Source organism: Burkholderia theae (genome assembly GCF_048565265.1).
In the GTDB taxonomy this organism is placed as follows: domain Bacteria; phylum Pseudomonadota; class Gammaproteobacteria; order Burkholderiales; family Burkholderiaceae; genus Burkholderia; species Burkholderia theae.
Genome location: NZ_CP183461.1, coordinates 2,306,715 through 2,328,690, shown reverse-complemented (window position 1 = coordinate 2,328,690; position 21,976 = coordinate 2,306,715). Strand labels below are relative to the sequence as shown.

Genomic DNA, 21,976 nt, shown 5'->3' with positions numbered 1-21,976 from the left:
GGCTCCTCAGAGGGCGGCCGCGTTGGCGGCCGGTTCGCGGATGCGCAGATGCGCGTAGGCGCTGCGCTCGTCGTCGGCGAGCGGCACGATGTAAGGCTCGACCGGCCGCTTCTCGCTGCGCATCGCGCCATCGGCGCTCTTGCGCAGCCAGGTGTGGCAGAACCAGTCGGCGTCGTTGCGGTGCGGGAAGTCGACGCGGTGGTGGTACAGCCCCCAGCGGCTCTCGGTACGGAACAGCGACGCACGCGCGGCCATTTCCGCGCAGTCGCGGATCGCGCGCACTTCGGCCGCGCGCATCAGTTCATGCGGATGGTTCGCCTTGATCTCTTCGATATCCTCAGTAATCTCGTCAAAACGTTGCAGCCCGATTTCCATCTTGCGCGTCACCTTCGGCGGTTGCAGATAGTCGTTCACCATGCGGCGCAGCTTGTATTCGACCTGCGTTGGTGCGAGGCCACGCTCGCGCAACAGCGGGGCGAGTACGCGGGCACGCTCGGCGTCGACCTGTTGGTCGTCCACCGGCGCATGGTCGCGGCCCGCGACATCGTCGGCCGCGTTCTGGCCGGCGAACCAGCCGTACGTGAAGGCGCCGAGCATGTAGTTGTGTGGGACAGCCGCCATGTCGCCGGCCGCATACAGCCCCGGCACGGTCGTTTCCGCGCGGGCATTCACGTAGACGCCCGACGCGCTGTGGCCGCTGCAGAAGCCGATCTCGGAGATGTGCATCTCGACCATCTGCTGCCGGTAGTCGGTGCCACGCCCCGCATGGAAGCGGCCACGACTCGGCCGCTCGTTCGTATGCAGGATCTGCTCGATGGTGCGGATCGTTTCTTCGGCGAGATGATCGAGCTTCAGGAACACGGGGCCGTTGCCGCTTTGCAGTTCCTGGTAAAACTCCCACATCATCTGGCCGCTCCAGTAGTCGCATTCGATGAAGCGCTCGCCCTTGCCGTTCGCGGTGAACCCGCCGAGCGGGCCGGTCACGTACGCGCATGCGGGGCCGTTGTAGTCCTTGATCAGCGGATTGATCTGGAAGCACTCGAGGTTCGCGAGCGCGGCGCCCGCGTGGTAGGCCATCGCGTAACCGTCGCCCGCGTTGGTCGGGTTCTCGTACGTGCCCATCAGGTAGCCGGACGCCGGCAGGCCGAGGCGGCCGGCCGCGCCGCAGCAGAGAATCACGGCCTTCGCGCGAACCACGTAGAAATCCGCGGTGCGGCAGTCGAAGCCGAGCACGCCGCTCGCGCGTCCTTGCGCATCGGTCAGCACGCGGGTCGCGACGATCCGGTTCGTGATCGCGATGCGCGCGCGCTTCAGTTGCCGGTACAACACCTTCTTGATGTCGTGTCCTTCCGGCATCGGCAACACGTACGAGCCCATGTGATGGACCTTCTTCACCGCGTAGTCGCCGGTGCCGTCCTTCTCGAACTTCACGCCCCAGCGGTCGAGCTGCTCGATCGTCGCGAAGCTGTGCCGCGCATACGCATGAACGGCCTCCTGGTCGACGATGCCGTCGTTGGCGATCGTGATCTCGCGCGTGTACTGCTCGGGCGTCGCATGCCCGGGGATCACCGCGTTGTTCAGCCCGTCCATGCCCATCGAGATTGCGCCGCTGCGCTTCACGTTGGCCTTTTCGAGCAGCAGCACGCGCAGGGACGGGTCGTGCTCCTTCGCCTTGATTGCCGCCATCGGGCCGGCGGTGCCGCCGCCGACCACGACGACGTCGTATTCGAGCACATGGGTATTCATCGCAGTTTCCTTGCAGGTTTGCGCGCCTTCTGCCGGTCGATGCGCAGCCGGTACTGGAAGGCGTCGCCGCGGAAGTAGAGGTATTCGTAGTCGATCGGCGCGCCCGACGCGTCGTGCGTGAGGCGCTCGATACGCAGCACGGGGCTGCTTTCCTCGACGTGCAGCGCGTCGACGATCTCGTCGTCGGCGAGGATCGCGTCGATCGACACGTCGGCATGACCGAGCGGTATGCCGCAGTCGTTTTCCAGGACCAGGAAGATGTCGCGGGTCGCGAGATCGGCGCCCGCGAGGCGCTTGCCGAGCGCTTCGGGCACCCAGGTCTGTTCGAGCGATACGGGCTCGCGGTTCAGCAGCCGCACGCGATGGATCTCGACGAGCGGCGCGCCTTCCGGCACGTTCAGCTTCGTCGCGAGATGGCGGTCGGCCTTGACGGTGCGGAAGCTGCGCAACTGGTTGACGATCTCGTAGCCCATCGTCGACATCGCCTCGGCGAAGCCCTGCAGCGACGTCACGTTCTGGAACGCCTTCGGCTTCGACACGAACGTGCCCTTGCCGTGCAGCTTGAACAGCAGGCCTTCCTTCTGCAGGTCGCCGAGCGCCTGGCGCACCGTGATGCGGCTGACGTCGAACATTGCGCAGAGCTCGTGCTCGGAAGGCATCCGGCTATGCGGCGCATGGGTGCCGTCGAGAATGCGCGCGCGCAGCGTGTCCTTGATCTGCACGTAAAGCGGGGCCGCCGACAGCGGCACGACGTTGGGTGGGGTCATCGGTCAACTTGTTATGACAAGATCGCTCGAGTGTAGTGAGCGCGATCGTGCGTCCCAACCAAGCATTTCTGATTTCTACTTTCCGATTCCGGAAAAGCGGGGCGGACGGGCGATCCGGCATTCGATCCGCCCCTTGCCAGCCGCGCGGATTGGCCGACAATCAAAAAAATTCGCCGGCGCGTGCGTCGCGCATGTCGAATTCCCGATGCATCGATCGTCGTATCCATGTCGACCGGGCTCGCGACGGCATCGCTGCGGCAGCCGGACAGGCCGCCGCGCGGTGCAGCAGGAGCCCGCTTCCCGAGGATTGCCGAAACGAGCCAGGAGACGCCAAATGCCGGATTCCCGATACCGCTGGGTGATCGTCGCCGCGGGCGGCCTGATGGGCTGCATCGCGATCGGCGCGATGTTTTCGCTGCCCGTGTTCCTGCGCGCGATTGCGCGCGACACGGGCTGGTCGATGACCGGCATCTCCGCCGCGATGACGCTCGGCTTCCTCGCGATGGCGTTCGCGAGCATGGGCTGGGGCAGCCTGTCGGACCGCATCGGCACGCGCGCGGTCGTCACGACGGGCGCCGTCCTGCTGTCGGCCAGCCTGGCGCTGGCGAGCCGCGCGCCGTCGCTGCTCGTGTTCCAGCTGACCTTCGGCCTGGCCGTCGGCAGCGCGACGGCCGCGATCTTCGCGCCGATGATGGCGTGCGTGACGGGCTGGTTCGACACGCACCGCAGCCTCGCGGTGTCGCTCGTGTCGGCCGGCATGGGGATGGCGCCGATGACGATGTCGCCGCTGGCCGCATGGCTCGTGTCGGTGCACGACTGGCGCACGTCGATGCTGCTCATTGCCGCGCTGGCGGCCGTCGTGATGATTCCGGTGTCGCTGCTGGTGCGCCGGGCGCCCGCGCTCGACGGCGCACACGCGGCACCCGCGCCGGCCGGCGCGCCCGCCGCGATGTCAGTTGCGGACGCGCTGCGCTCGCCGCAGTTCATGGTGCTGCTGCTGACCAACTTCTTCTGCTGCGCGACGCACTCGGGCCCGATCTTCCATACGGTCAGCTACGCGGTGACGTGCGGGATCCCGCTGATCGTCGCGGTGTCGATCTACAGCGTCGAAGGGCTGGCCGGCATGGGCGGCCGGATCGTGTTCGGGATCCTCGGCGACCGCGTCGGCGCAAAGCGCATGCTGGTGACGGGGCTGCTTGCGCAGGCGCTGGGCGCGCTCGGCTACTACTTCGTGCGCACGCTCGACGGGTTCTACGCGGTCGCGACGTTGTTCGGCTTCATCTATGCGGGCGTGATGCCGCTGTATTCGGTGCTCGCGCGCGAGAATTTCCCGCTGCGGATGATGGGTACCGTGATCGGCGGCTGCGCGATGGCCGGCAGCCTCGGGATGGCCGCCGGCCCCGTCGCCGGGGGCCTGATCGTCGATACGTTCGGCAGCTATGGCTGGTTGTACATCGGTTCGTTCGCGATCGGTCTCGGCGCGTTCCTGATCGCGATGATGTTCCGCCCGTTTGAAAAGGCGCGGTCGGAAACGGTGGCCGCGTGACCCGGCAACGGAAGCGGGGCGGCTGCCATTTGACAGGAAAAGCGAGGTCCGGCCGGCGTCGTCATGGATAAAAACAGGGCCCGACACTGCTTGAGCTGGCCGCTGTCCAAATGGCGCTCAGCCTGCTGCGGCGCAGCAGAGCGGCAAGTGACGCCGATCGGCGTGCATGCGTTGCGATTCGGCCCCTAAAAAACGCAATATCGAGCATATATTCGAAGGGCCTGTCATACCCGCGTCACCCTGCTAGAATTCGGCCTGCCGCATTGTTCCGATTGACTGATGAGATTGCTTGACGCCCTGGTCGAACAACGTATCGCCGCCGCCGCCGCGCGGGGCGAGTTCGACGATTTGCCGGGTACCGGCGCGCCGCAGACGCTGGATGACGACCTGCTCGTACCCGAGGAGGTGCGGGTGGCCAACCGTATCCTGAAGAACGCGGGCTTCGTGCCGCCGGCGGTCGAGCAATTGCGCGCGCTGCGCAACCTGCATGACGAAGTGCAGGCGGTCAGCGACCGTGCCGCGCGCTGCCGGCTGCAGGCGAAGATCCTGGCGCTCGACATGGCGCTCGAATCGCTGCGCGGCGGCCCGATGGTGATGCCGCGCGACTACTGCCGGCGCATCGCGGAACGCCTGTGCGAGCGCGGGCTCGACGAAGCGCCCGCCGAAGCGGGGCCGATGTGACGTCCGACGCGCTGGACGACGCAGCCCGATCGACAACCGACCCGGCAGCCGAACCCGCTCAATCTCCCGCTCCCGAAGCCGCGCCCGTGTCGACGCGCGACCTGCATTTCATGCGTCTCGCGCAAGCCGCCGCCGAAGAGGCGCGCGCGGCCGGTGAAGTACCGGTCGGCGCGGTGCTCGTGCGCGGCGACGAAGTGATCGCACGCGGCTTCAACCATCCGATCGGCGGGCACGACCCGTCGGCGCATGCTGAAATGGCCGCGCTGCGCATGGCCGCGCAGCATCTGCAGAATTACCGGATGCCCGGCTGCGAGCTGTACGTGACGCTCGAGCCGTGCCTGATGTGCGCGGGCGCGATCATGCATGCGCGCATCGCGCGGGTCGTCTACGGCGCCGCCGATCCGAAGACGGGCGCATGCGGCAGCGTGATCGACGCGTTCGCGAATCCGCAGCTCAACCACCATACCGAAGTGACCGGCGGCGTGCTCGCCGACGAGTGCGGCGCCGCGCTGAAATCGTTCTTCGCCGAGCGCCGTCGTGCGCTGCGCGACGCGCGGCAGGCCCGCGACGCCGAATCCGGCACGTCATAGGCGCGCCGGCCGCGTTTGTCGCCCCGGGCGTGCACGGTTTCGTGAACCGGAGACCGTTCGGACCCTCTAAGCAGGTTTGACGATCCGACACCTTTCGCCCATGTCCCTCCAGCCCGCCGCGTCCTACACCATCCGCCTGCTGGCGCCGTCCGGTTATCCGCACGACCCCGACGCGATCAATCGTGCGCTCGAGCGCCTCAGCACCGCGCAGCAGCGCATCGAGAACATCGAGGCGACGCAGCGGCGCTTCCAGCGGTTCGGCGGCACCGACGGCGAGCGGGCGGGCGACCTGAACCGCCTCGCCGATCCCGAGCGCCCGCTGCCGGACATCGCGCTCGCGGTGCGCGGCGGCTACGGCGCCGCGCGCATCCTGCACGGGCTCGACTATCGCGGGCTCGAACGCCGGCTGCGCGACCAGCCGGTCGCGCTCGTCGGCCACAGCGATTTCACGGCGATCCAGCTCGCGCTGTACGCGAAGGCGCGCATCAAGACGTTCGGCGGCCCGATGCTGTCCGCCGACTTCGGCGCGGAAACGCCGAGCGATTTCACGATGCAGCACTTCTGGCAGACGCTGACGCAGCCGAGCACGACGATCATCACCGAGGCGCCGCAGGTGCAGACCGTGAACGTGACGGGCACGCTGTGGGGCGGCAACCTCGCGATCCTCACGTCGCTCATCGGCACGCCGTACATGCCCGACATCGAGGGCGGCATCCTGTTCGTCGAGGACGTCAACGAACAGCCGTTCCGGATCGAGCGGATGATCTATCAACTGCACCTGTCGGGGCTGCTCGCGCGCCAGCAGGCGCTCGTGCTCGGCCAGTTCACGGGCGCGCGGACGTTCGAGTACGACAACGGCTACGACATGCAGGCGATGATCGAGCAGGTGCGCTCGGTGGTCGGGATCCCGGTCGTCACGGGGCTGCAGTTCGGCCACGTGCCCGACCTGCTGACGCTGCCGTTCGGCGCGCAGGCGCAGCTGGTCGCGAATGCGCACGGTTTCCGGCTCACGCTGTCGGACTATCCGCATCTCGGCTGATGCCGGCGCGATCGATCGAAAGGCGGGTTTCCCGCCTTTTTCTTTATGTAAGTGTGCAACTAACGGTCCGGAAATTTCATCGCCGCCAACCGAATCGTCTTCACGTTACGCACCATTTTTGTCAACAAAATAGCCGGGCGGGTATACGACGAGAAGGGCCTCTGCCGTGCCTGTCAGGCTTGATATGCATGGATTGTGCGCATGCTGCACCGAATGGGGTCATGTCGATGCACGCCGATTGTGCGAAATCCCGGAAAAGAATTGTTGACAATCTTTATGTCCGTCCTAGGATGAGGACCATCACGCGATGCAGATCATGAACGAGCCCGATTCCCACCCGTCCGGCGCAGCCGGTCCCGAAGCGATCGCCGAGCGGATCCGCACGGCGATCCTCGAGCATCGGCTCGCGCCCGGCGCGAAGCTGACGGAAGCGCAGCTCTGCGACGTGTTCGACGTGAAGCGCGGGACGATCCGCCAGGCGCTCGCGCAACTCGCGACCGACAAGCTGGTCGACCTCGAGCCGAACCGCGGCGCGTTCGTCGCGAGCCCGACGCTGCAGGACGTGCACGAGGTGTTCGAGATGCGCCGGATCATCGAGCTCGCGGTGGTCGAGCGGCTCGCGACCGGGCCCGGCGCGAAGCGGCTGAAGGGGGTCGCCGCGCTGCTCGACAAGGAACGCAAGGCGTTCGAGCGGCACGATTTCGCGGCATGGATCCGGCTGTCGGGCGAATTCCATACGGCGCTTGCCACGCTGATGGGCAATGCGACGCTCAGCGAGTGCCTCGAGGGGCTCGTCGCACGCTCGACGCTGATGTCGGCGCTGTACGAATCGCACGGGCGCAGCCCGTGCTCGTGCGACGACCACGACGGGATCCTCGCCGCGCTGGAGGCGGGGGACGCGAAGCGGGCGGTGACGCTGATGGCGCACCACCTGCAGCATGTCGAACTGAAGATGCTGGACCGGCCCGCACAAGGGCAGGTCGATTTGCGCGAAGTGTTCGGCGGCGCCTGAGCGGCGACGCGAACCCGGCTGCGCGCCACAGAACGAGAGCAATGCTGGCCTGCGGTATTCGCCGCGGGCCGCTGGTCCGACTCCGGGCGTCGATCCGGAGCGATATCGATGACGGTGGAGCGGCCATCCGGCCGCGTCAAGGAGAAGTCATGGCTCAGTTCAGTGTGGCGCACGACAGCGCCTACCCGGCGGAAGAAGGCGGCGAGGGCGGCGAACCGGCGCTGCCGAATGGTTACAGCGAACGTCTGTACAACGAAGATTTGGCACCCCTAAAACATCAGACATGGGGCTCGTACAACATCTTCGCATTCTGGATGTCGGACGTGCACAGCGTCGGCGGCTACGTGTTCGCGGGCAGCCTGTTCGCGCTCGGGCTGACGAGCTGGCAGGTGCTGATCGCGCTGATCGTCGGGATCGGCTTCGTGAACCTGCTGTGCAACCTGATCGCGCGGCCGAGCCAGCAGATCGGCGTGCCGTATCCGGTCGCGTGCCGCGCGACGTTCGGCGTGCTCGGCGCGAACGTGCCGGCCGTGATCCGCGGGCTGATCGCGATCGCGTGGTACGGCATCCAGACCTATCTCGCGTCGAGCGCGCTCGTGATCGTCGTGCTGAAGTTCTTCCCGCAATGGCTGCCGTACGCGGACGTCCATCACTACGGTTTCCTCGGGCTGTCGGCGGTCGGCTGGGCCGGGTTCATGGTGCTGTGGGTGCTTCAGGCACTGGTGTTCTGGAACGGGATGGAGACGATCAAGAAGTTCATCGACTTCGCGGGCCCGGCCGTCTACGTCGTGATGTTCATCCTCGCCGGCTACATGGTATGGCGCGCGGGCTGGCGCAACATCGGCATCAACCTCGGCGGCGTCAAGTATCACGGCGCGGAAGTGATCCCGGTGATGATCACGGCCGTGTCGCTCGTCGTGTCGTACTTCTCCGGGCCGATGCTGAACTTCGGCGATTTCTCGCGCTACTGCCGCTCGTTCGGCGAAGTGAAGCGCGGCAATTTCTGGGGGCTGCCGGTCAACTTCCTCGCGTTCTCGCTCGTCACGGTGATCACGACGGCCGCGACCTTGCCGGTGTTCGGCGAACTCATCACCGATCCCGTCGAGACGGTCGGCCGCATCGACCATCCGACCGCGGTGATCCTCGGCGCGCTGACGTTCACGATCGCGACGATCGGCATCAACATCGTCGCGAACTTCGTGTCGCCCGCGTTCGACTTCTCGAACGTCGCGCCGCGCCTGATCAGCTGGCGCGCGGGCGGGATGCTCGCGGCCGTCGCATCGATCTTCATCACGCCGTGGAACCTGTTCAACAACCCGGCCGTGATCCACTACACGCTCGACGTGCTCGGCGCGTTCATCGGTCCGCTGTACGGCGTGCTGATCGCCGACTTCTACCTCGTCAAGCGCGGCCGGCTCGTGCGCGACGACCTGTACACGATGTCGGAGAGCGGCACGTACTGGTACACGGGCGGCGTGAACCGCCGCGCGCTGGCCGCGCTGCTGCCGGCCGCGGTGATCGCGATCGTCTGCGTGATGGTGCCGGGCTGGCAGGGCGTCGCGAACTTCTCGTGGTTCATCGGCGCGGGGCTCGGCTTCGTGTTCTATCGGCTGCTCGTGAGCGCGAAGGCCTGAGGAGCGTGCGATGAAGATCCGACTGATCAATCCGAACACGACGCAGCGGATGACCGACGCGATGGGCCGCTGCGCGCGCGACGTCGCGGCCGCGGGCACGGAGATCGTGGCCGTGAGTCCGCCGATGGGGCCGCCGTCGATCGAAGGGTATTACGACGAGGCGCTCGCGACGCCGGGGCTGCTCGCCGAGATCGCACAGGGCGAGCGCGACGGCTGCGACGCCTACGTGATCGCATGCTTCGGCGATCCGGGCCTGTATGCGGCGCGCGAACTCGCGCGCGGGCCGGTGATCGGCATCGCCGAGGCCGCGATGCATGCGGCGAGCGTGCTCGCGCCGGGCTTCTCGGTCGTCACGACGCTCGCGCGCACCTGCGGAATGGCGTGGCATCTCGCGGAGCGCTACGGGATGAAGCGGTTCTGCCGCAACGTGCGCGCGACCGACGTCGCGGTGCTCGAACTCGACCGGCCGGGCTCGGCCGCGCGCCGGATCATCGTGGACGAATGCCGGCGCGCGCTCGACGAGGACGGCGCCGACGCGATCGTGCTCGGCTGCGCCGGGATGGCCGAGTTCGCGCACGAGATCGAGCAGCAGATCGGCGCGCCGGTGGTCGAGGGCGTCACGGCGGCCGTCAAGTGGGTCGAGGCGCTCGTGTCGCTGCGCCTCGCGACCGCGAAGCGCGGCGACTACGCGCGGCCGCTGCCGAAGCGCTACGACGGTGCATTCGCCCGCTTCAGCCCGCCGGACGGGGATGTGGCGGAAGCGGCCCCGAATTTGCCGCAACCGCACATACACACCGTCTGACACGCACTATCTGCGTCGCTGTATGGGCGCGTATGGACCTTTTCGCTACACTGGGCCGTCATCGCATCGGCTTGCGCGGCCGGCCTCCGGCATCCGCGCAGTCGATGCGAACCCATTATTTGAGCAAGCTTTCGCTGCCCTTCGAACCATGTCACTCGATTCCAACTATCCTCGCGACCTGATCGGCTATGGCCGCCATCCCGTGCAGGCGAATTGGCCGGGGCGCGCCCGCGTCGCCGTGCAATTCGTGCTGAACTACGAAGAAGGCGGCGAGAACTGCGTGTTGCATGGCGATCCGGGCTCCGAGCAGTTCCTGTCCGAAATCGTCGGCGCGGCCGCGTATCCGGACCGCCACATGAGCATGGAGTCGATCTACGAATACGGTTCGCGGGCCGGCGTGTGGCGCATCCTGCGCGAATTCGAGAAGCGCGGGATGCCGTTGACGGTGTTCGGCGTCGGCATGGCGATCGAGCGTCACCCGGAGCTCGCGCGCGCGTTCGTCGAGCTCGGCCATGAGATCGCGTGCCACGGCTGGCGCTGGATCCACTATCAGAGCATGTCGCCGGAGCTCGAAGCCGAGCACATGCGGCTCGGGATGGAAGCGATCGAGCGCGTGACGGGCGTGCGTCCGCTCGGCTGGTATACCGGCCGCGACAGCCCCAATACGCACCGCCTGGTCGCGGAATACGGCGGCTTCCTGTACGACTCGGACAATTACGGCGACGACCTGCCGTTCTGGATGGACGTCGAAGTGTCGGGCGGCGGCACGTCGCCGCAACTGATCCTGCCGTACACGCTCGACACGAACGACATGCGCTTTGCGACGCCGCAGGGCTTCAACACGGGCGATCACTTCTTCGACTACCTGCGCGACGCGTTCGACGTGCTGTACGAAGAGGGCGACGAGGCGCCGAAGATGCTGTCGATCGGCATGCACTGCCGACTGCTCGGCCGGCCGGGCCGGTTCCGCGGGCTGCAGCGTTTCCTCGATCACATCGAGAAACACGATCGCGTATGGGTGACGCGCCGTGTCGATATCGCGCGTCACTGGCGCGAACATCATCCGTATCAGCCCAATCATCAAAACGAAGGGAAAGCATGAAGGCGATGCGCTACACGTTGAATCAACTCAATACGATGGCGCCGAGCGCATTTGTCGCGGCGCTGTCGGGCATCTTCGAACATTCGCCGTGGGTGGCCGAGGTCGCCGCGGGCGAGCGGCCGTTCGCGAGCATCGACGCGCTGCACACGACGATGTCGGGCGCGGTCGAAGGCTCCGGCGAAGTCCGCCAGCTCGCACTGATCAACGCTCACCCGGAGCTGGCCGGCAAGGCCGCCGTGCGCGGCGAGCTGACGGCCGAGTCGACGCGCGAGCAAAGCGGCGCGGGCCTCGGCCAGTGCACGCAGGAAGAGTTCGACAAGCTGCTGACGCTGAACCGCACGTATCGCGAGAAGTTCGGCTTCCCGTTCATCCTCGCGGTGCGTGGTTATGACCGGCACGGCATCATCGCGAACTTCGAAGCGCGCGTGAATCATTCGCGCACCGAGGAACTGCGCACGAGCCTCGACCAGATCTACCGGATCGCGCGCTTCCGTCTCGACGACCTGATCGACGCCTGACACCGCAATACGGCCTGCTGCGTCGCAGCGGCCTGATCGCATCACTGAAACAAGGAAACATCATGGCTGTTCCGCTTCTCGATCCCAACGCACCCGATTTCACGCGGCGCTATGTGAACCTCGCCGACCCGCGTCTCGGTGCGCAGGCGCTCGAGGCCAGCGACGATTTCTTCGCGCCGAAGGACCGGATGCTGAACCCCGAGCCGGCCGTCTTCATTCCCGGCAAGTACGACGACCACGGCAAGTGGATGGACGGCTGGGAAACGCGCCGCAAGCGCACGACGGGCTACGACTGGTGCATCGTCAAGCTCGCGCGTCCGGGCGTGATCAAGGGCTTCGACATCGATACGAGCCACTTCACCGGCAACTTCCCGCCGGCCGCGTCGATCGAGGCCGCCTTCGTGGCCGACGGCGCGCCGACGCACGCGACCGAGTGGGTCGAGATCGTGCCGTCGACGACGTTGCAGGGCAACAGCCATCACTACGTCGATGCGAGCGACGCCCGGGCGTTCACGCACCTGCGCGTGAACATCTACCCGGACGGCGGCATCGCGCGCCTGCGCGTGTACGGCCAGCCGCAACTCGACTGGGCCGGCGCGAGCGCGACCGAGCAGTTCGATCTCGCGGCGATGGAAAACGGCGGTTATGTCGTGGCCGCGAACAACCAGCACTTCGGCGTCGCGTCGAACCTGCTGCTGCCGGGCCGCGGCGTGAACATGGGCGACGGCTGGGAAACCCGCCGCCGCCGCGAACCAGGCAACGACTGGGCGATCATCGCGCTCGCGCAGCCGGGCGTGATCCGCAAGATCGAAGTCGATACCGCTTTCTTCAAGGGCAACTTCCCGGACCGCTGCTCGATCCAGGCCGCCTACGTTTCGGGCGGCACCGACAGCTCGCTGATCACGCAGTCGATGTTCTGGCCGGTGCTGCTCGGCGAACAGAAGCTGCAGATGGACAAGCAGCATTACTTCGAACAAGGCATCGCGTCGCTGGGCCCCGTCACGCACGTGCGACTGAACATCATTCCGGACGGCGGCGTGTCGCGCCTGCGTCTGTGGGGGACGCTCGACAAATGAAGACGCTTGTTATCGAAGCGCTGACCAAGGAAGCGTTCGCGCCGTTCGGCGACGTGATCGAAACGGAAGGGGCGAAGCAGATCCCGATCAACCTCGGCACGACGATCCGTTTTCACGATCTCGCGAAGGTCGACGTGACGGATGAAGACGGCCGTACGCTCGTCAACCTGTTTCGTGGCCAGCCGCGCACGCTGCCGTTCGAAGTGAAGATGCTCGAACGGCACCCGCTCGGCAGTCAGGCCTTCGTGCCGCTGAACGACCAGCCGTATCTCGTCGTCGTGGCGCCCGCGGGCGATCTCGATCCGGCCAAGATCCGCGCGTTCGTGACGAGCGGGTGGCAGGGCGTCAACTATGCGAAGGGCGTGTGGCATCACCCGCTGATCGCACTCGGCGGCGTCAGCGACTTTATCGTCGTCGATCGCGGCGGCGACGGCCTGAACCTCAACGAGCAGGATCTGCAGGAATCGCTGTGGCTCACCGATGAGGCGCTCACCGCGCTGACTGCCTGAGTCGCCGGCGTTTCGCCGCCATCCTGTCGAAATCCGCGCACGTTGCGCGGGTTTTTTTATGCGCCGGCGCTGGTCGCGCGGTTCAGGTCGCCACGGCTTTGCGCGTGTCGCGCGAACCGCCGCCGCCGCGACGCCGGTTCGCGACCGGCGCATGCTGCGCCATCAGGTCGGCGATCCAGTCGACGAATACGCGCAGCTTCGCACTGACGTGCCGGTTCGGCGGAAACGCGACGTACATCGGCATCGGTTCGAGCCGCCATCGTTCGAACAGCGGCACCAGTTCGCCGCGGGCGCGATACGCGGCGGCCATGTAGTCGGGCAGCCACAGGATGCCCAGTCCGGCGAGGCCGGCCTCGAGATACGCGTTGCCGTCGTCGACCGCCAGCACGTAGCGTCCGCGCACGTTGACGTGCTCGCCGTCGCATTCCATCGCGAACGGCAGTGCCTTGCCGGTGCGCGCCCACAGGAAGCCGACGATCCGGTGCCGGGTGTCTTCCAGTTCGTCCGGATGCGAAGGCGTGCCGGCGCGCGCGAGATAGGCCGGCGACGCATACACGCCGAGCCGGAGGTCGCCGACGTGGCGCGCGACCAGCGACCGGTCGGTCGGCTCGCCGCCGCGCACGACGCAATCGACGTTTTCACCGATCACGTCCACCACGCGGTCGCTCACGCCCATGTCGAGCTGGATGTCCGGATGGCGCGCGTGGAACGCGGGCAGCGCGGGAATCAGGATCAGGCGCGCGAACGGGCTGGGCACGTCCACGCGCAGCCGCCCCCTGGGCGATGCGGACGCAACGGACAGGCTCGTTTCGGCGTCGTCCATGTCGGCCAGCAGCCGCACCACGCGGTCGTAGTACGCGGCGCCGTCGGCCGTGACGACGACCTTGCGCGTCGTGCGGTTGAACAGCTTCACGCGCAGCCGCGCTTCGAGCTGCTGCACCAGTTGCGTGACGGTGGTGCGGCTCATGTGCAGCGTCTCGGCCGCCTTCGTGAAGCTGCCGGCTTCCACCACGCGGGCGAACGCCTGCATTGCGTCGAATCGATCCATCGGGTCAGGGCTCCGCGTCGGTCGGAAATTGTTTGGGTCGCGCAAACAGTGTTGGACAGGGTTGCCCGTTTATCCGCCGGGCAACGGTCCTTAAAGTGCCTTCATCGTTGATGCAGGGGCGGTTTTGCCCCACTGACTGATGGAGGTGTTGAATGGCAAAGCGTAGCGTAGTTTTTCCGCCCGGTCGCCAGGCGCTGTATGACCGCAACCGCTATTCACCGGCGCTGCGCGCGAACGGTTTTCTGTTCGTGTCCGGGCAGGTCGGCAGCCGTGAGGACGGTTCGCCCGAGCCGGAACTGGGCGCGCAGGTCCGCCGCGCGTTCGACAACCTGAATGCGGTGCTGCGCGCGGCCGGCTGTACGTTCGACGACGTCGTCGACGTGACGGTTTTCCTCGTCGATCCCGAAGCGACGTTCGAGCGGGTCTGGGCGATCGTCCCCGAATACTGGGGCGCTGCACCGCATCCGACGCTGACTGCCGTCGGCGTGACCTGGCTGTATGGGTTCCAGTTCGAGATCAAGGCGATCGCACGGCTGCCGGAGTCCGTCGAAGCGTGAGGTGACAACCAGCGCACCCGCGCCGCGTGGCGTCGGTGCGCTTCACGGTGCGACGAGCGGCTCCCGTTCATACGCGCGATGCAGCAACGCGGCGAGCGACGGCGAATCGGGCAGCGTCGCCGCGCCGAACCGGCGCACGGCGACACCGGGTGTCCACGAATTCATCACGACAGCGCCGGCCATCGACGGCAGGTCGGCCGGTGTCACCTCGCGCTCGTGCTGCGCCACGCCGAGGCTCGCCAGTTGCCGGCGCACGATGCGCATCGTGACGCCGCCGAGCATGCCCGCCACCGGCCACACGACCGCGTCGCCGCTCCAGAACGCCAGATTCCAGATCGAGCCCTCGCTGATGCGCCCGTGGCGATCGGTGAACGCCGCGTCGTCGAAACCCTGCGCGACCGCGCGGCGCAGGAAGTGCGTCTTCGCGACTTCGCCGACGTGCTTGATGTCCGGCAGCACGCGCTCGTATTCGAACAGCGCGAGATCGAGCGGGCCAGCCGGCCCCGACGACGGCGCGGCGGTGCGGACCAGCACGTCGAGCGCTTCGTCGTCGCGCGCCGCGACGAATTCCCCGGTCGTCGCATGAACGGTCGCCGTCAGCGACAGCGCCGACGGCGCGCGCTCGAGCGCGGCGCGCAGGAACGCGCGAATCCGGTCGTCGGGCAGCGCATGGCCGAACAGTGCATGCGATGCGTCGCGCAGCCGTGCCAGGTGCAGGTCGAGGCCGCGCACGCGGCCGTCGCGTACCTGCATCGCGGTGAAATGCGCATGGCCCGCGAACGCCAGCGCGGCGAGCGCGTCTGGCGGCGCGGTCACGCCGTTGAGCTGGGCGACGGACGGGAACGGGGCAGCGGTCATCGGCAAATCTCCGGGTTTGGCCGCGGGCACGGTGCGGCCCGCGGCATCTTCAAGAAAGCCTATTGTTTGCCGATTGATGGCGTCATGAAAAACGAGTAGTTTTGGAACGGTCATCAAATTCTTTTTGAAGATCGATGGAACGCATGTGGCCCGGTACGCGCGCGCTGAGGACGTTCGATGCGGCGGCGCGGCACCTGAATTTCTCGCGGGCGGCCGACGAGGTCGGGCTGACGCCGGCGGCGGTCAGTCACCAGATCAAGGAAATCGAGGCGCAGCTCGGCATGGCGCTGTTCGTCCGCACGAGCCGCAGCATCCGGCTGACGCCGGCGGGCGTCGTGCTGGCCGGTGCGGCCGCCGAAGCGCTGGCGGGCCTGCAGCGTGCGACCGCCCGGGCGCGCCGTATCGCGCGGGAGCAGACGGAACTGCGCGTGTCGGTCGGCGCGCGCTTTGCGACGCACTGGCTGCTGCCGCGCCTGCCGCGTTTCAGGGCCGCGCATCCGACGCTCGAACTGACGTTCGACATCACCGACCGGTTGCGCGACTTCGATGACGACGACGTGGATGTCGCGATCCGCTTCGGCACCGGGCGTTATCGCGACGCGTGCGCGCAGCGCCTGTTCGGCACGTCGGTCGTCGCGGTCTGCGGCCCGGCGCTGCTGTCGGCCGGGCCGCCGTTGCGCGGGCCGCGTGACCTGCTGCGCCAGACGCTTTGCCACGTGGACTGCGAAGTCGATGGTGTGATCTGGCCGCGCTGGTCGGCATGGATGGCCGCGGCCGGCGTCGACGGTTTCGACGACAGCCGGTGTGTCGCGTTTCCGGATTCGAGCCATGTGGTGCAGGCCGTGACGGACGGCGCGGCGGTCGGCCTCGCGGAGCCGCACATGATCGCGCGAGAACTCGCGGACGGGCGCATCGTGCGGCTGTTCGACGTGAGCGTCGCGCTGTCGCCCGAGGTCGCGTATCACGTCGTGTATCCGGAGCGCGCGCAGGACGATCCACGCATCGTCGCGTTCCGCGGCTGGCTCGCGGACGAAGTCGCGATGGTGCGCGCGTGACGCGATCGTCGCGCGTGCTATCTTGCCTGCATCGCCACCGCACGGCGCCCGGTTCCGGGCGCGCCCCTTCGATGAGCCAACCTGAAAACGACCTCGCGATCCTGCTGCGCACGATGCAACCCGAACTGCATCCCGGTGCGTATGCCTTCGTATCGCTGCCGCCTGACGCAGATGTATCGTTATCCGAAACGATCGCGACCTTCCGCGAAACGGAAGGACTGACGGTCGTCGTCGATGAGGAAGCGGCCGCACGTCGCGGCTGGCCCGTGCTGTTCCGTGCCGCGTGGATCACGCTGACAGTGCATTCCGACCTCGCGGCCGTCGGCCTCACGGCGGCGTTCGCGCGGGCGCTCGGCGCGGCCGGCATCAGCTGCAACGTGATGGCCGCCGCGTATCACGACCACATCTTCGTGCCGTTCGACGACGGCCCGCGTGCGCTCGATGCGCTCGTTGCGCTTCAGCGCGACGCGATGCACGGTTAGCGGGCGAGGGGTTCCGGACAGGCAAAAAAAACGGTTCATCGCGGAATTCCGGGGAACGCGGCGCGGATCTTGAGGAAGAAGTATTCCTCGTCGCGGTACCCGTAAGCCCTGCGCTTGATGACCTTGATAGTGTTGTTGATGCCTTCAACAACGCTGGTATTGAGCGGATGGCGGCAGCGAGTCACGATTCCATGCCAATACCCCTGCAAGCGCTGGGCGAACTTTTGCAGGGCGGCAATCCCGCTTTGCTGGGCCTGTTCGAACCATTGCCCCCAGGCTTTTTCCGCCCAGGCTGGCTTTCGGTAGAACCAGAGCCGCTTGAGTTCGTCGCGCAGCACATAGACGCATAGCAGCGATTGATTGGCGGCCAGCAGTTCCTTCAGGTGTACCGCCTGTTCTGGTTTCAAGTTATGGCGGTTGCGCAGCAACAGCCAGCGGCTGGACTTCAGAACCTTCCGCGCTGGTTTGTCATCTCGCAGTTGGTTGGCCTGATCCACCCGAACTCGGTCGATCACTTCGCGCCCGTACTTGGCCACGACGTGGTACAGATCGAAGACGATTTCCGCCTGCGGGCACTGTTCCTTGATCTCCAGCTCGTAGGCCGTGGTCATGTCGATCGCAACTGCTTCGATACGCTCGGCCACGCCTTCAGGGAGTTGTTCGAAGAAGGCTCGCGCCGTTTCGCGCGAACGTCCTGGCCCGACCCAGAGCACCTGCCGGCCGATCGGATCAACCACCACCGTGGCGTAGCGATGGCCTTTGTGCAGCGCGAACTCGTCCATCGCCAGATAGCGGATCGTCGACCAGTCCGGCTCGGCCACGCGTGCTCGCAGGCGCATCTTGTCGATCGATTTGACCGTGTGCCAGCCCAGATCGTAGAAGCCCGCCACCGCTTGTACGCTGGCCGCTTGCAGCAACTTCTCGCAAGCCTTGGCGAACCGCTCCGTCACTCGCTGGTAGCGGCCCAGCCACGCCAGCTTCTCCAGTCGCGGGCCGCCGCAGTGTTCGCACCAGACCCGGCGACGGGGAACGTGCAGCACCACCCGATATTCGAACAGCGGCAGATCGCGCACTCGACGAACCACCGTCTCATGGATTTGCTGGCAGCGTGCACCGCATTGCTCGCAGTACATGACCTTGCTGACCGGCCTCAGATATAGCGACAGCGTGCGCTCTTCTCCTTGCGGCCATTCCACCCGTTCCAACCGATAGCCGGTCCAGCAGCCCAGCGCCTGAAGTGCCTTTCGATCGAGCAATTGCTTCCTCCGACATCCTTAAAATCATGTGTCAGATTATGCAATCGCTCGAAAACGCTCCACGGTTTCCTGCGATGAACCAAAAAAACGGGCCCGTTACCGGGCCCGCGAACGGAAAGGATTGCGCCGGCAACCGGCGCACGGCGGCTTACTTGACCGCGCCACCCTCGAACCAGGCGGCGAGCTTGGTGCGCTCGTCGTCGGTCATGTGCGTGACGTTGCCGATCGGCATCGCCTTCAGGCGCACGGCCTGTTCGTAGATACGCTGCGCGTTCTTCGACACTTCGTCCGGCGTGTCGAACATCACGCCCGCGGGTGCGCTGCCCATCAGCGTCGGCTTCGCCGAGTGGCACTCGACGCAGCGCTGCTGCAGGATCGGCATGATGTCGTTGATCACGATCTTCGGCGCGTTCGCAGCTTGCGCTTCCGGTGCGACCGGCTTCGGCATCGTCCACACCAGCGCGCCCGACAGCAGCGCGACGCCGCCGATCGGCAGGTACCACAGCTGCTTGCCGCGGTGACGCATCACGAAGAACTGGCGGATCAGCGCGCCGGCCAGCATGATCAGCACGAGCACGACCCAGTTGAACTTGTTCGTGTACGTCATCGCATAGTGGTTCGACAGCATCGCGAACACGACCGGCAGCGTGAAGTACGTGTTGTGCACCGAGCGTTGCTTGCCGCGCTTGCCGTAGATCGGGTTCGGTTCTTCGCCCTTGAGCATCTTGTCGACCATCTTGCGCTGGCCGGGGATGATCACGAAGAACACGTTCGCCGACATGATCGTCGCGAGCATCGCGCCGACGATCAGGTAGGCGGCACGGCCCGAGAAGATGTGGCACGCGAGGTACGCCGCGACAACGACATAGATACCGACGCAAATGCCGAGCACGCGGTCGTTGGTGCCGAGGATGCGGCACAGCGAGTCGTAGACGATCCAGCCGGCGGCGAGGAAGCCGAGCGCGGATGCCACGGCGACCACCGGGCCCATGTCGAGCACGCTCTTGTCGATCAGGTACGTGTTCGGCGCGAGCAGGTACAGCACGAAGAACAGCGAGAAGCCCGACAGCCAGGTCGTGTACGACGGCCACTTCGACCAGTGCAGGTCATCCGGCATTTCCGGCGGGGCAACCGTGTACTTCTGCATGTTGTAGAAACCGCCGCCGTGGACGTGCCACAGCTCGCCGAACACACCGCGCTTGCGCTGGTTCGGGTCGGTCGGCGGTTTCAGGCTGTTGTCGAGCGCGACGAAATAGAACGACTCGCCGATCCACGCAATGGCGACGATGACGTGCAGCCATCGCAGCGCGAGGTTCAGCCAGTCGGTGATGAAGCCTTCCATGAAACTCCTCCAGACTCAGATCGTTTGTCTTTGATGTGGGCGCTGATACGTATGTCAGCTGCCGCGATAGGTGCTGTACGACCACGGCGACACGAGCAGCGGCACGTGGTAGTGCGAGCCGGTGTCGGCGATGCCGAAGCGCAGCACGACGCGGTCGACGAAACGGGGTTCGGGCACCTTCACGCCGAGCGACGCGAAGTAGTCGCCGGCATGGAACACGAGTTCGTATTCGCCGGCGGCGAGCGCGGCGCCTTCGAGCAGGGGCTCGTCGCAGCGGCCGTCGCTATTGGTCAGCACGGTCTTGATCGCGCGGCGCGATTCGCCGTCCAGCGCGTAGAGGTCGACCTTGATTGCGGCGCCGGGACGACCGTGCGCCGTATCGAGTACGTGGGTAGTGAGCTTTCCCATTCGCAATTGTCCTTGTGTGAATGCGAGGTTCGGCGGCGACTCGATCCATTGACTGTGCGGCGGATCGAGGCTCCACGTCACGTGGCTACATACCCGTCGGCGAAGTTGAAGCGAGCGCCGTGCAGGCATTGTAAAAAGGTTCCCCGCGCAAATACGGGCGCGATATCAAAGATAATGCGCCGCGCATGAGCGGCTGTCGACGGCACGCCGGATGCGGCTTTGGGCGTACGTTTCGGGTGCCTCGCGGGCCTGCGCGCGGCGTACCATATCGGAACCGTGAAACGCGGTATTCGGGATCGCGCATTGTGCGTGGCGCGCGCTTGGGCGATCCTCCCGCCGTGCGCGTCGGCCTGTGGCCCGCGCGTACCCCGAAGACGGCGAGCACGCCGGGTAACCGGGCCAGGGCGTTCGAACGGACGCAGGCACCGGGACGTGCCGCGATTCAGCGTTCGAACGGCTGTGTGACCGTCCCCAGGATTCAACCCTGGGGGCAGACCGACGCGGAGAACGCATGAACCTCGAGCAGCACGCTGGCGCACGCGCGCCGAACGCATCCCCATCCCGCCCGAAAACCCTGCTGGTCAAGCACGCCGACGTGCTCGTGACCATGGACGACACGCGCCGCGAATTGCGCGACGCAGGGCTCTACATCGAAGACAACCGGATCGTCGCGGTCGGCCCGACCGCCGAGCTGCCCGACACGGCCGACGAAGTGCTCGACCTGCGCGGCCACCTCGTGATCCCGGGGCTCGTGAACACGCATCACCACATGTACCAGAGCCTCACGCGCGCGGTGCCGGCCGCGCAGAACGCCGAGCTGTTCGGCTGGCTCACGAACCTGTACCGGATCTGGGCGCACCTGACGCCCGAGATGATCGAGGTGTCGACGCTCACCGCGATGGCCGAGCTGCTGCAGTCGGGCTGTACGACGTCGAGCGACCACCTGTACATCTACCCGAACGGCAGCCGGCTCGACGACAGCATCGGCGCCGCGCAGCGGATCGGCATGCGTTTTCACGCGAGCCGCGGCGCGATGAGCGTCGGCCAGCGCGACGGCGGGCTGCCGCCCGATTCGGTCGTCGAGCGCGAACCGGACATCCTGCGCGATGCGCAGCGCCTGATCGAGACCTATCACGACGAAGGCCGCTACGCGATGCTGCGCGTGGTGGTGGCGCCGTGCTCGCCGTTCTCGGTGAGCCGCGAGTTGATGCGCGACGCGGCCGTGCTCGCGCGCGAGTACGGCGTGTCGCTGCACACGCACCTCGCGGAGAACGTCAACGACATCGCGTACAGCCGCGAGAAGTTCGGGATGACGCCCGCCGAATATGCGGAAGATCTCGGCTGGGTCGGCCACGACGTGTGGCATGCGCACTGCGTGCAGCTCGACGATGCGGGCATCGGCCTGTTCGCGCGCACCGGCACCGGCGTCGCGCATTGCCCGTGCTCGAACATGCGGCTCGCGTCGGGCATCGCACCGGTGAAGAAGATGCGTCTCGCGGGTGTGCCGGTCGGCCTCGGCGTCGACGGCTCCGCGTCGAACGACGGCGCGCAGATGGTCGCGGAAGTGCGGCAGGCGCTGCTGCTGCAGCGGGTCGGCTTCGGGCCCGATGCGATGACGGCGCGCGAAGCGCTCGAGATCGCGACGCTCGGCGGCGCGAAGGTGCTGAACCGTGACGATATCGGCGCGCTGAAGCCCGGCATGGCCGCGGACTTCGCCGCGTTCGACCTGCGCCAGCCGCTGTTCGCGGGCGCGCTGCACGATCCGGTCGCGGCGCTCGTGTTCTGCGCGCCGTCGCAGACGGCGTACACGGTGGTGAACGGGAAGGTGGTGGTGCGGGAAGGGCGACTGGCGACGCTCGATCTGCCGCCCGTCATCGAGCGCCATAACGCGCTCGCGCACGCGCTCGTCGAGGCCTCGCGCTGAACGAACGCTGACGCCGTGCGGCGG

The 21,976-nt window shown here is 66.7% G+C and carries 22 protein-coding genes; 15 read left to right on the top strand and 7 right to left on the bottom strand.

Features of this window, described 5'->3' with window-relative positions; all coding sequences use genetic code 11:
* Positions 1 to 6: 6 nt before the first annotated feature.
* Complete coding sequence (locus ACN22W_RS11005) at positions 7 to 1,746, bottom strand: fumarate reductase/succinate dehydrogenase flavoprotein subunit (RefSeq protein ID WP_419684208.1); 1,740 nt, start codon at positions 1,744 to 1,746, stop codon at positions 7 to 9.
* On the bottom strand, positions 1,743 to 2,513 hold the full coding sequence (locus ACN22W_RS11000; protein WP_048248560.1) for a GntR family transcriptional regulator: 771 nt from the start codon (positions 2,511 to 2,513) through the stop codon (positions 1,743 to 1,745). Before ACN22W_RS11000 ends, ACN22W_RS11005 begins: the two co-directional genes overlap by 4 nt.
* Positions 2,514 to 2,847: 334 nt before the next feature.
* Here ACN22W_RS11000 and ACN22W_RS10995 point away from each other — a divergent pair, with 334 nt between their 5' ends.
* From ACN22W_RS10995 to ACN22W_RS10945, 11 genes are all read left to right on the top strand, one after another.
* The gene (locus tag ACN22W_RS10995; RefSeq protein ID WP_419684205.1) at positions 2,848 to 4,059 is read left to right on the top strand and encodes an MFS transporter; all 1,212 of its coding nucleotides are present in this window, start codon (positions 2,848 to 2,850) and stop codon (positions 4,057 to 4,059) included.
* Positions 4,060 to 4,338: 279 nt separating this feature from the next.
* Positions 4,339 to 4,740, top strand: coding sequence for a DnaJ family domain-containing protein (locus ACN22W_RS10990; RefSeq protein ID WP_129512386.1), 402 nt, complete (start codon positions 4,339 to 4,341; stop codon positions 4,738 to 4,740).
* On the top strand, positions 4,737 to 5,330 hold the full coding sequence (gene tadA / locus ACN22W_RS10985) for a tRNA adenosine(34) deaminase TadA (RefSeq protein WP_419684203.1): 594 nt from the start codon (positions 4,737 to 4,739) through the stop codon (positions 5,328 to 5,330). Before ACN22W_RS10990 ends, tadA begins: the two co-directional genes overlap by 4 nt.
* A gap of 100 nt (positions 5,331 to 5,430) precedes the next feature.
* Positions 5,431 to 6,369 (top strand): muramoyltetrapeptide carboxypeptidase, encoded by a 939-nt coding sequence (ldcA, locus tag ACN22W_RS10980; RefSeq protein WP_193098593.1) that lies wholly within the window; start codon positions 5,431 to 5,433, stop codon positions 6,367 to 6,369.
* Between the two features lie 307 nt (positions 6,370 to 6,676).
* Positions 6,677 to 7,381 carry a GntR family transcriptional regulator gene (locus tag ACN22W_RS10975; protein ID WP_048248554.1) on the top strand — a complete coding sequence of 235 codons (705 nt, stop codon included), beginning with the start codon at positions 6,677 to 6,679 and terminating at the stop codon, positions 7,379 to 7,381.
* A gap of 149 nt (positions 7,382 to 7,530) precedes the next feature.
* Positions 7,531 to 9,015 (top strand): NCS1 family nucleobase:cation symporter-1, encoded by a 1,485-nt coding sequence (locus ACN22W_RS10970; RefSeq protein WP_419684200.1) that lies wholly within the window; start codon positions 7,531 to 7,533, stop codon positions 9,013 to 9,015.
* 10 nt (positions 9,016 to 9,025) lie between these two features.
* Positions 9,026 to 9,817: an aspartate/glutamate racemase family protein gene (locus ACN22W_RS10965; protein ID WP_419684198.1), complete on the top strand. Its 792-nt coding sequence runs from the start codon at positions 9,026 to 9,028 to the stop codon at positions 9,815 to 9,817.
* Between the two features lie 148 nt (positions 9,818 to 9,965).
* On the top strand, positions 9,966 to 10,919 hold the full coding sequence (gene puuE, locus ACN22W_RS10960) for an allantoinase PuuE (protein WP_048248549.1): 954 nt from the start codon (positions 9,966 to 9,968) through the stop codon (positions 10,917 to 10,919).
* Positions 10,916 to 11,437 (top strand): 2-oxo-4-hydroxy-4-carboxy-5-ureidoimidazoline decarboxylase, encoded by a 522-nt coding sequence (uraD, locus tag ACN22W_RS10955; RefSeq protein WP_048248547.1) that lies wholly within the window; start codon positions 10,916 to 10,918, stop codon positions 11,435 to 11,437. The genes puuE and uraD overlap by 4 nt, the downstream gene beginning before the upstream one ends.
* Before the next feature lie 62 nt (positions 11,438 to 11,499).
* Positions 11,500 to 12,513, top strand: a complete 1,014-nt coding sequence (gene alc / locus ACN22W_RS10950; protein WP_048248546.1) for an allantoicase — start codon at positions 11,500 to 11,502, stop codon at positions 12,511 to 12,513.
* Positions 12,510 to 13,022 carry an ureidoglycolate lyase gene (locus ACN22W_RS10945; protein ID WP_412021640.1) on the top strand — a complete coding sequence of 171 codons (513 nt, stop codon included), beginning with the start codon at positions 12,510 to 12,512 and terminating at the stop codon, positions 13,020 to 13,022. The genes alc and ACN22W_RS10945 overlap by 4 nt, the downstream gene beginning before the upstream one ends.
* An 82-nt stretch (positions 13,023 to 13,104) precedes the next feature.
* Here the strand turns inward: ACN22W_RS10945 and ACN22W_RS10940 are convergent, their stop codons facing one another.
* Positions 13,105 to 14,070, bottom strand: coding sequence for a LysR substrate-binding domain-containing protein (locus ACN22W_RS10940; RefSeq protein WP_419684194.1), 966 nt, complete (start codon positions 14,068 to 14,070; stop codon positions 13,105 to 13,107).
* 152 nt (positions 14,071 to 14,222) lie between these two features.
* On the opposite strand from ACN22W_RS10940, the gene ACN22W_RS10935 reads away from it, so the two are divergent.
* Positions 14,223 to 14,627 carry a RidA family protein gene (locus ACN22W_RS10935; RefSeq protein ID WP_419684192.1) on the top strand — a complete coding sequence of 135 codons (405 nt, stop codon included), beginning with the start codon at positions 14,223 to 14,225 and terminating at the stop codon, positions 14,625 to 14,627.
* A gap of 42 nt (positions 14,628 to 14,669) precedes the next feature.
* Here ACN22W_RS10935 and ACN22W_RS10930 read toward each other — a convergent pair whose 3' ends face one another.
* Positions 14,670 to 15,485: an aminotransferase class IV family protein gene (locus ACN22W_RS10930; RefSeq protein WP_419684190.1), complete on the bottom strand. Its 816-nt coding sequence runs from the start codon at positions 15,483 to 15,485 to the stop codon at positions 14,670 to 14,672.
* Positions 15,486 to 15,619: 134 nt separating this feature from the next.
* Here ACN22W_RS10930 and ACN22W_RS10925 point away from each other — a divergent pair, with 134 nt between their 5' ends.
* A complete protein-coding gene (locus ACN22W_RS10925) occupies positions 15,620 to 16,540 on the top strand; it encodes a LysR substrate-binding domain-containing protein (protein WP_419684188.1) in 921 nt (306 codons plus the stop codon).
* Between the two features lie 71 nt (positions 16,541 to 16,611).
* Positions 16,612 to 17,022 (top strand): ACT domain-containing protein, encoded by a 411-nt coding sequence (locus tag ACN22W_RS10920; protein ID WP_419684186.1) that lies wholly within the window; start codon positions 16,612 to 16,614, stop codon positions 17,020 to 17,022.
* A 35-nt stretch (positions 17,023 to 17,057) separates the two neighbouring features.
* Here ACN22W_RS10920 and ACN22W_RS10915 read toward each other — a convergent pair whose 3' ends face one another.
* The 3 genes from ACN22W_RS10915 to uraH form a co-directional block, all read right to left on the bottom strand.
* Positions 17,058 to 18,278, bottom strand: coding sequence for an ISL3 family transposase (locus ACN22W_RS10915; RefSeq protein ID WP_419684184.1), 1,221 nt, complete (start codon positions 18,276 to 18,278; stop codon positions 17,058 to 17,060).
* A 148-nt stretch (positions 18,279 to 18,426) separates the two neighbouring features.
* Positions 18,427 to 19,620 carry a urate hydroxylase PuuD gene (locus tag ACN22W_RS10910; protein ID WP_069745119.1) on the bottom strand — a complete coding sequence of 398 codons (1,194 nt, stop codon included), beginning with the start codon at positions 19,618 to 19,620 and terminating at the stop codon, positions 18,427 to 18,429.
* A gap of 54 nt (positions 19,621 to 19,674) precedes the next feature.
* Positions 19,675 to 20,028, bottom strand: coding sequence for a hydroxyisourate hydrolase (gene uraH, locus ACN22W_RS10905; RefSeq protein WP_011352401.1), 354 nt, complete (start codon positions 20,026 to 20,028; stop codon positions 19,675 to 19,677).
* A 511-nt stretch (positions 20,029 to 20,539) separates the two neighbouring features.
* Here uraH and ACN22W_RS10900 point away from each other — a divergent pair.
* Positions 20,540 to 21,952: an 8-oxoguanine deaminase gene (locus ACN22W_RS10900; RefSeq protein WP_048248531.1), complete on the top strand. Its 1,413-nt coding sequence runs from the start codon at positions 20,540 to 20,542 to the stop codon at positions 21,950 to 21,952.
* Positions 21,953 to 21,976 lie beyond the last annotated feature (24 nt).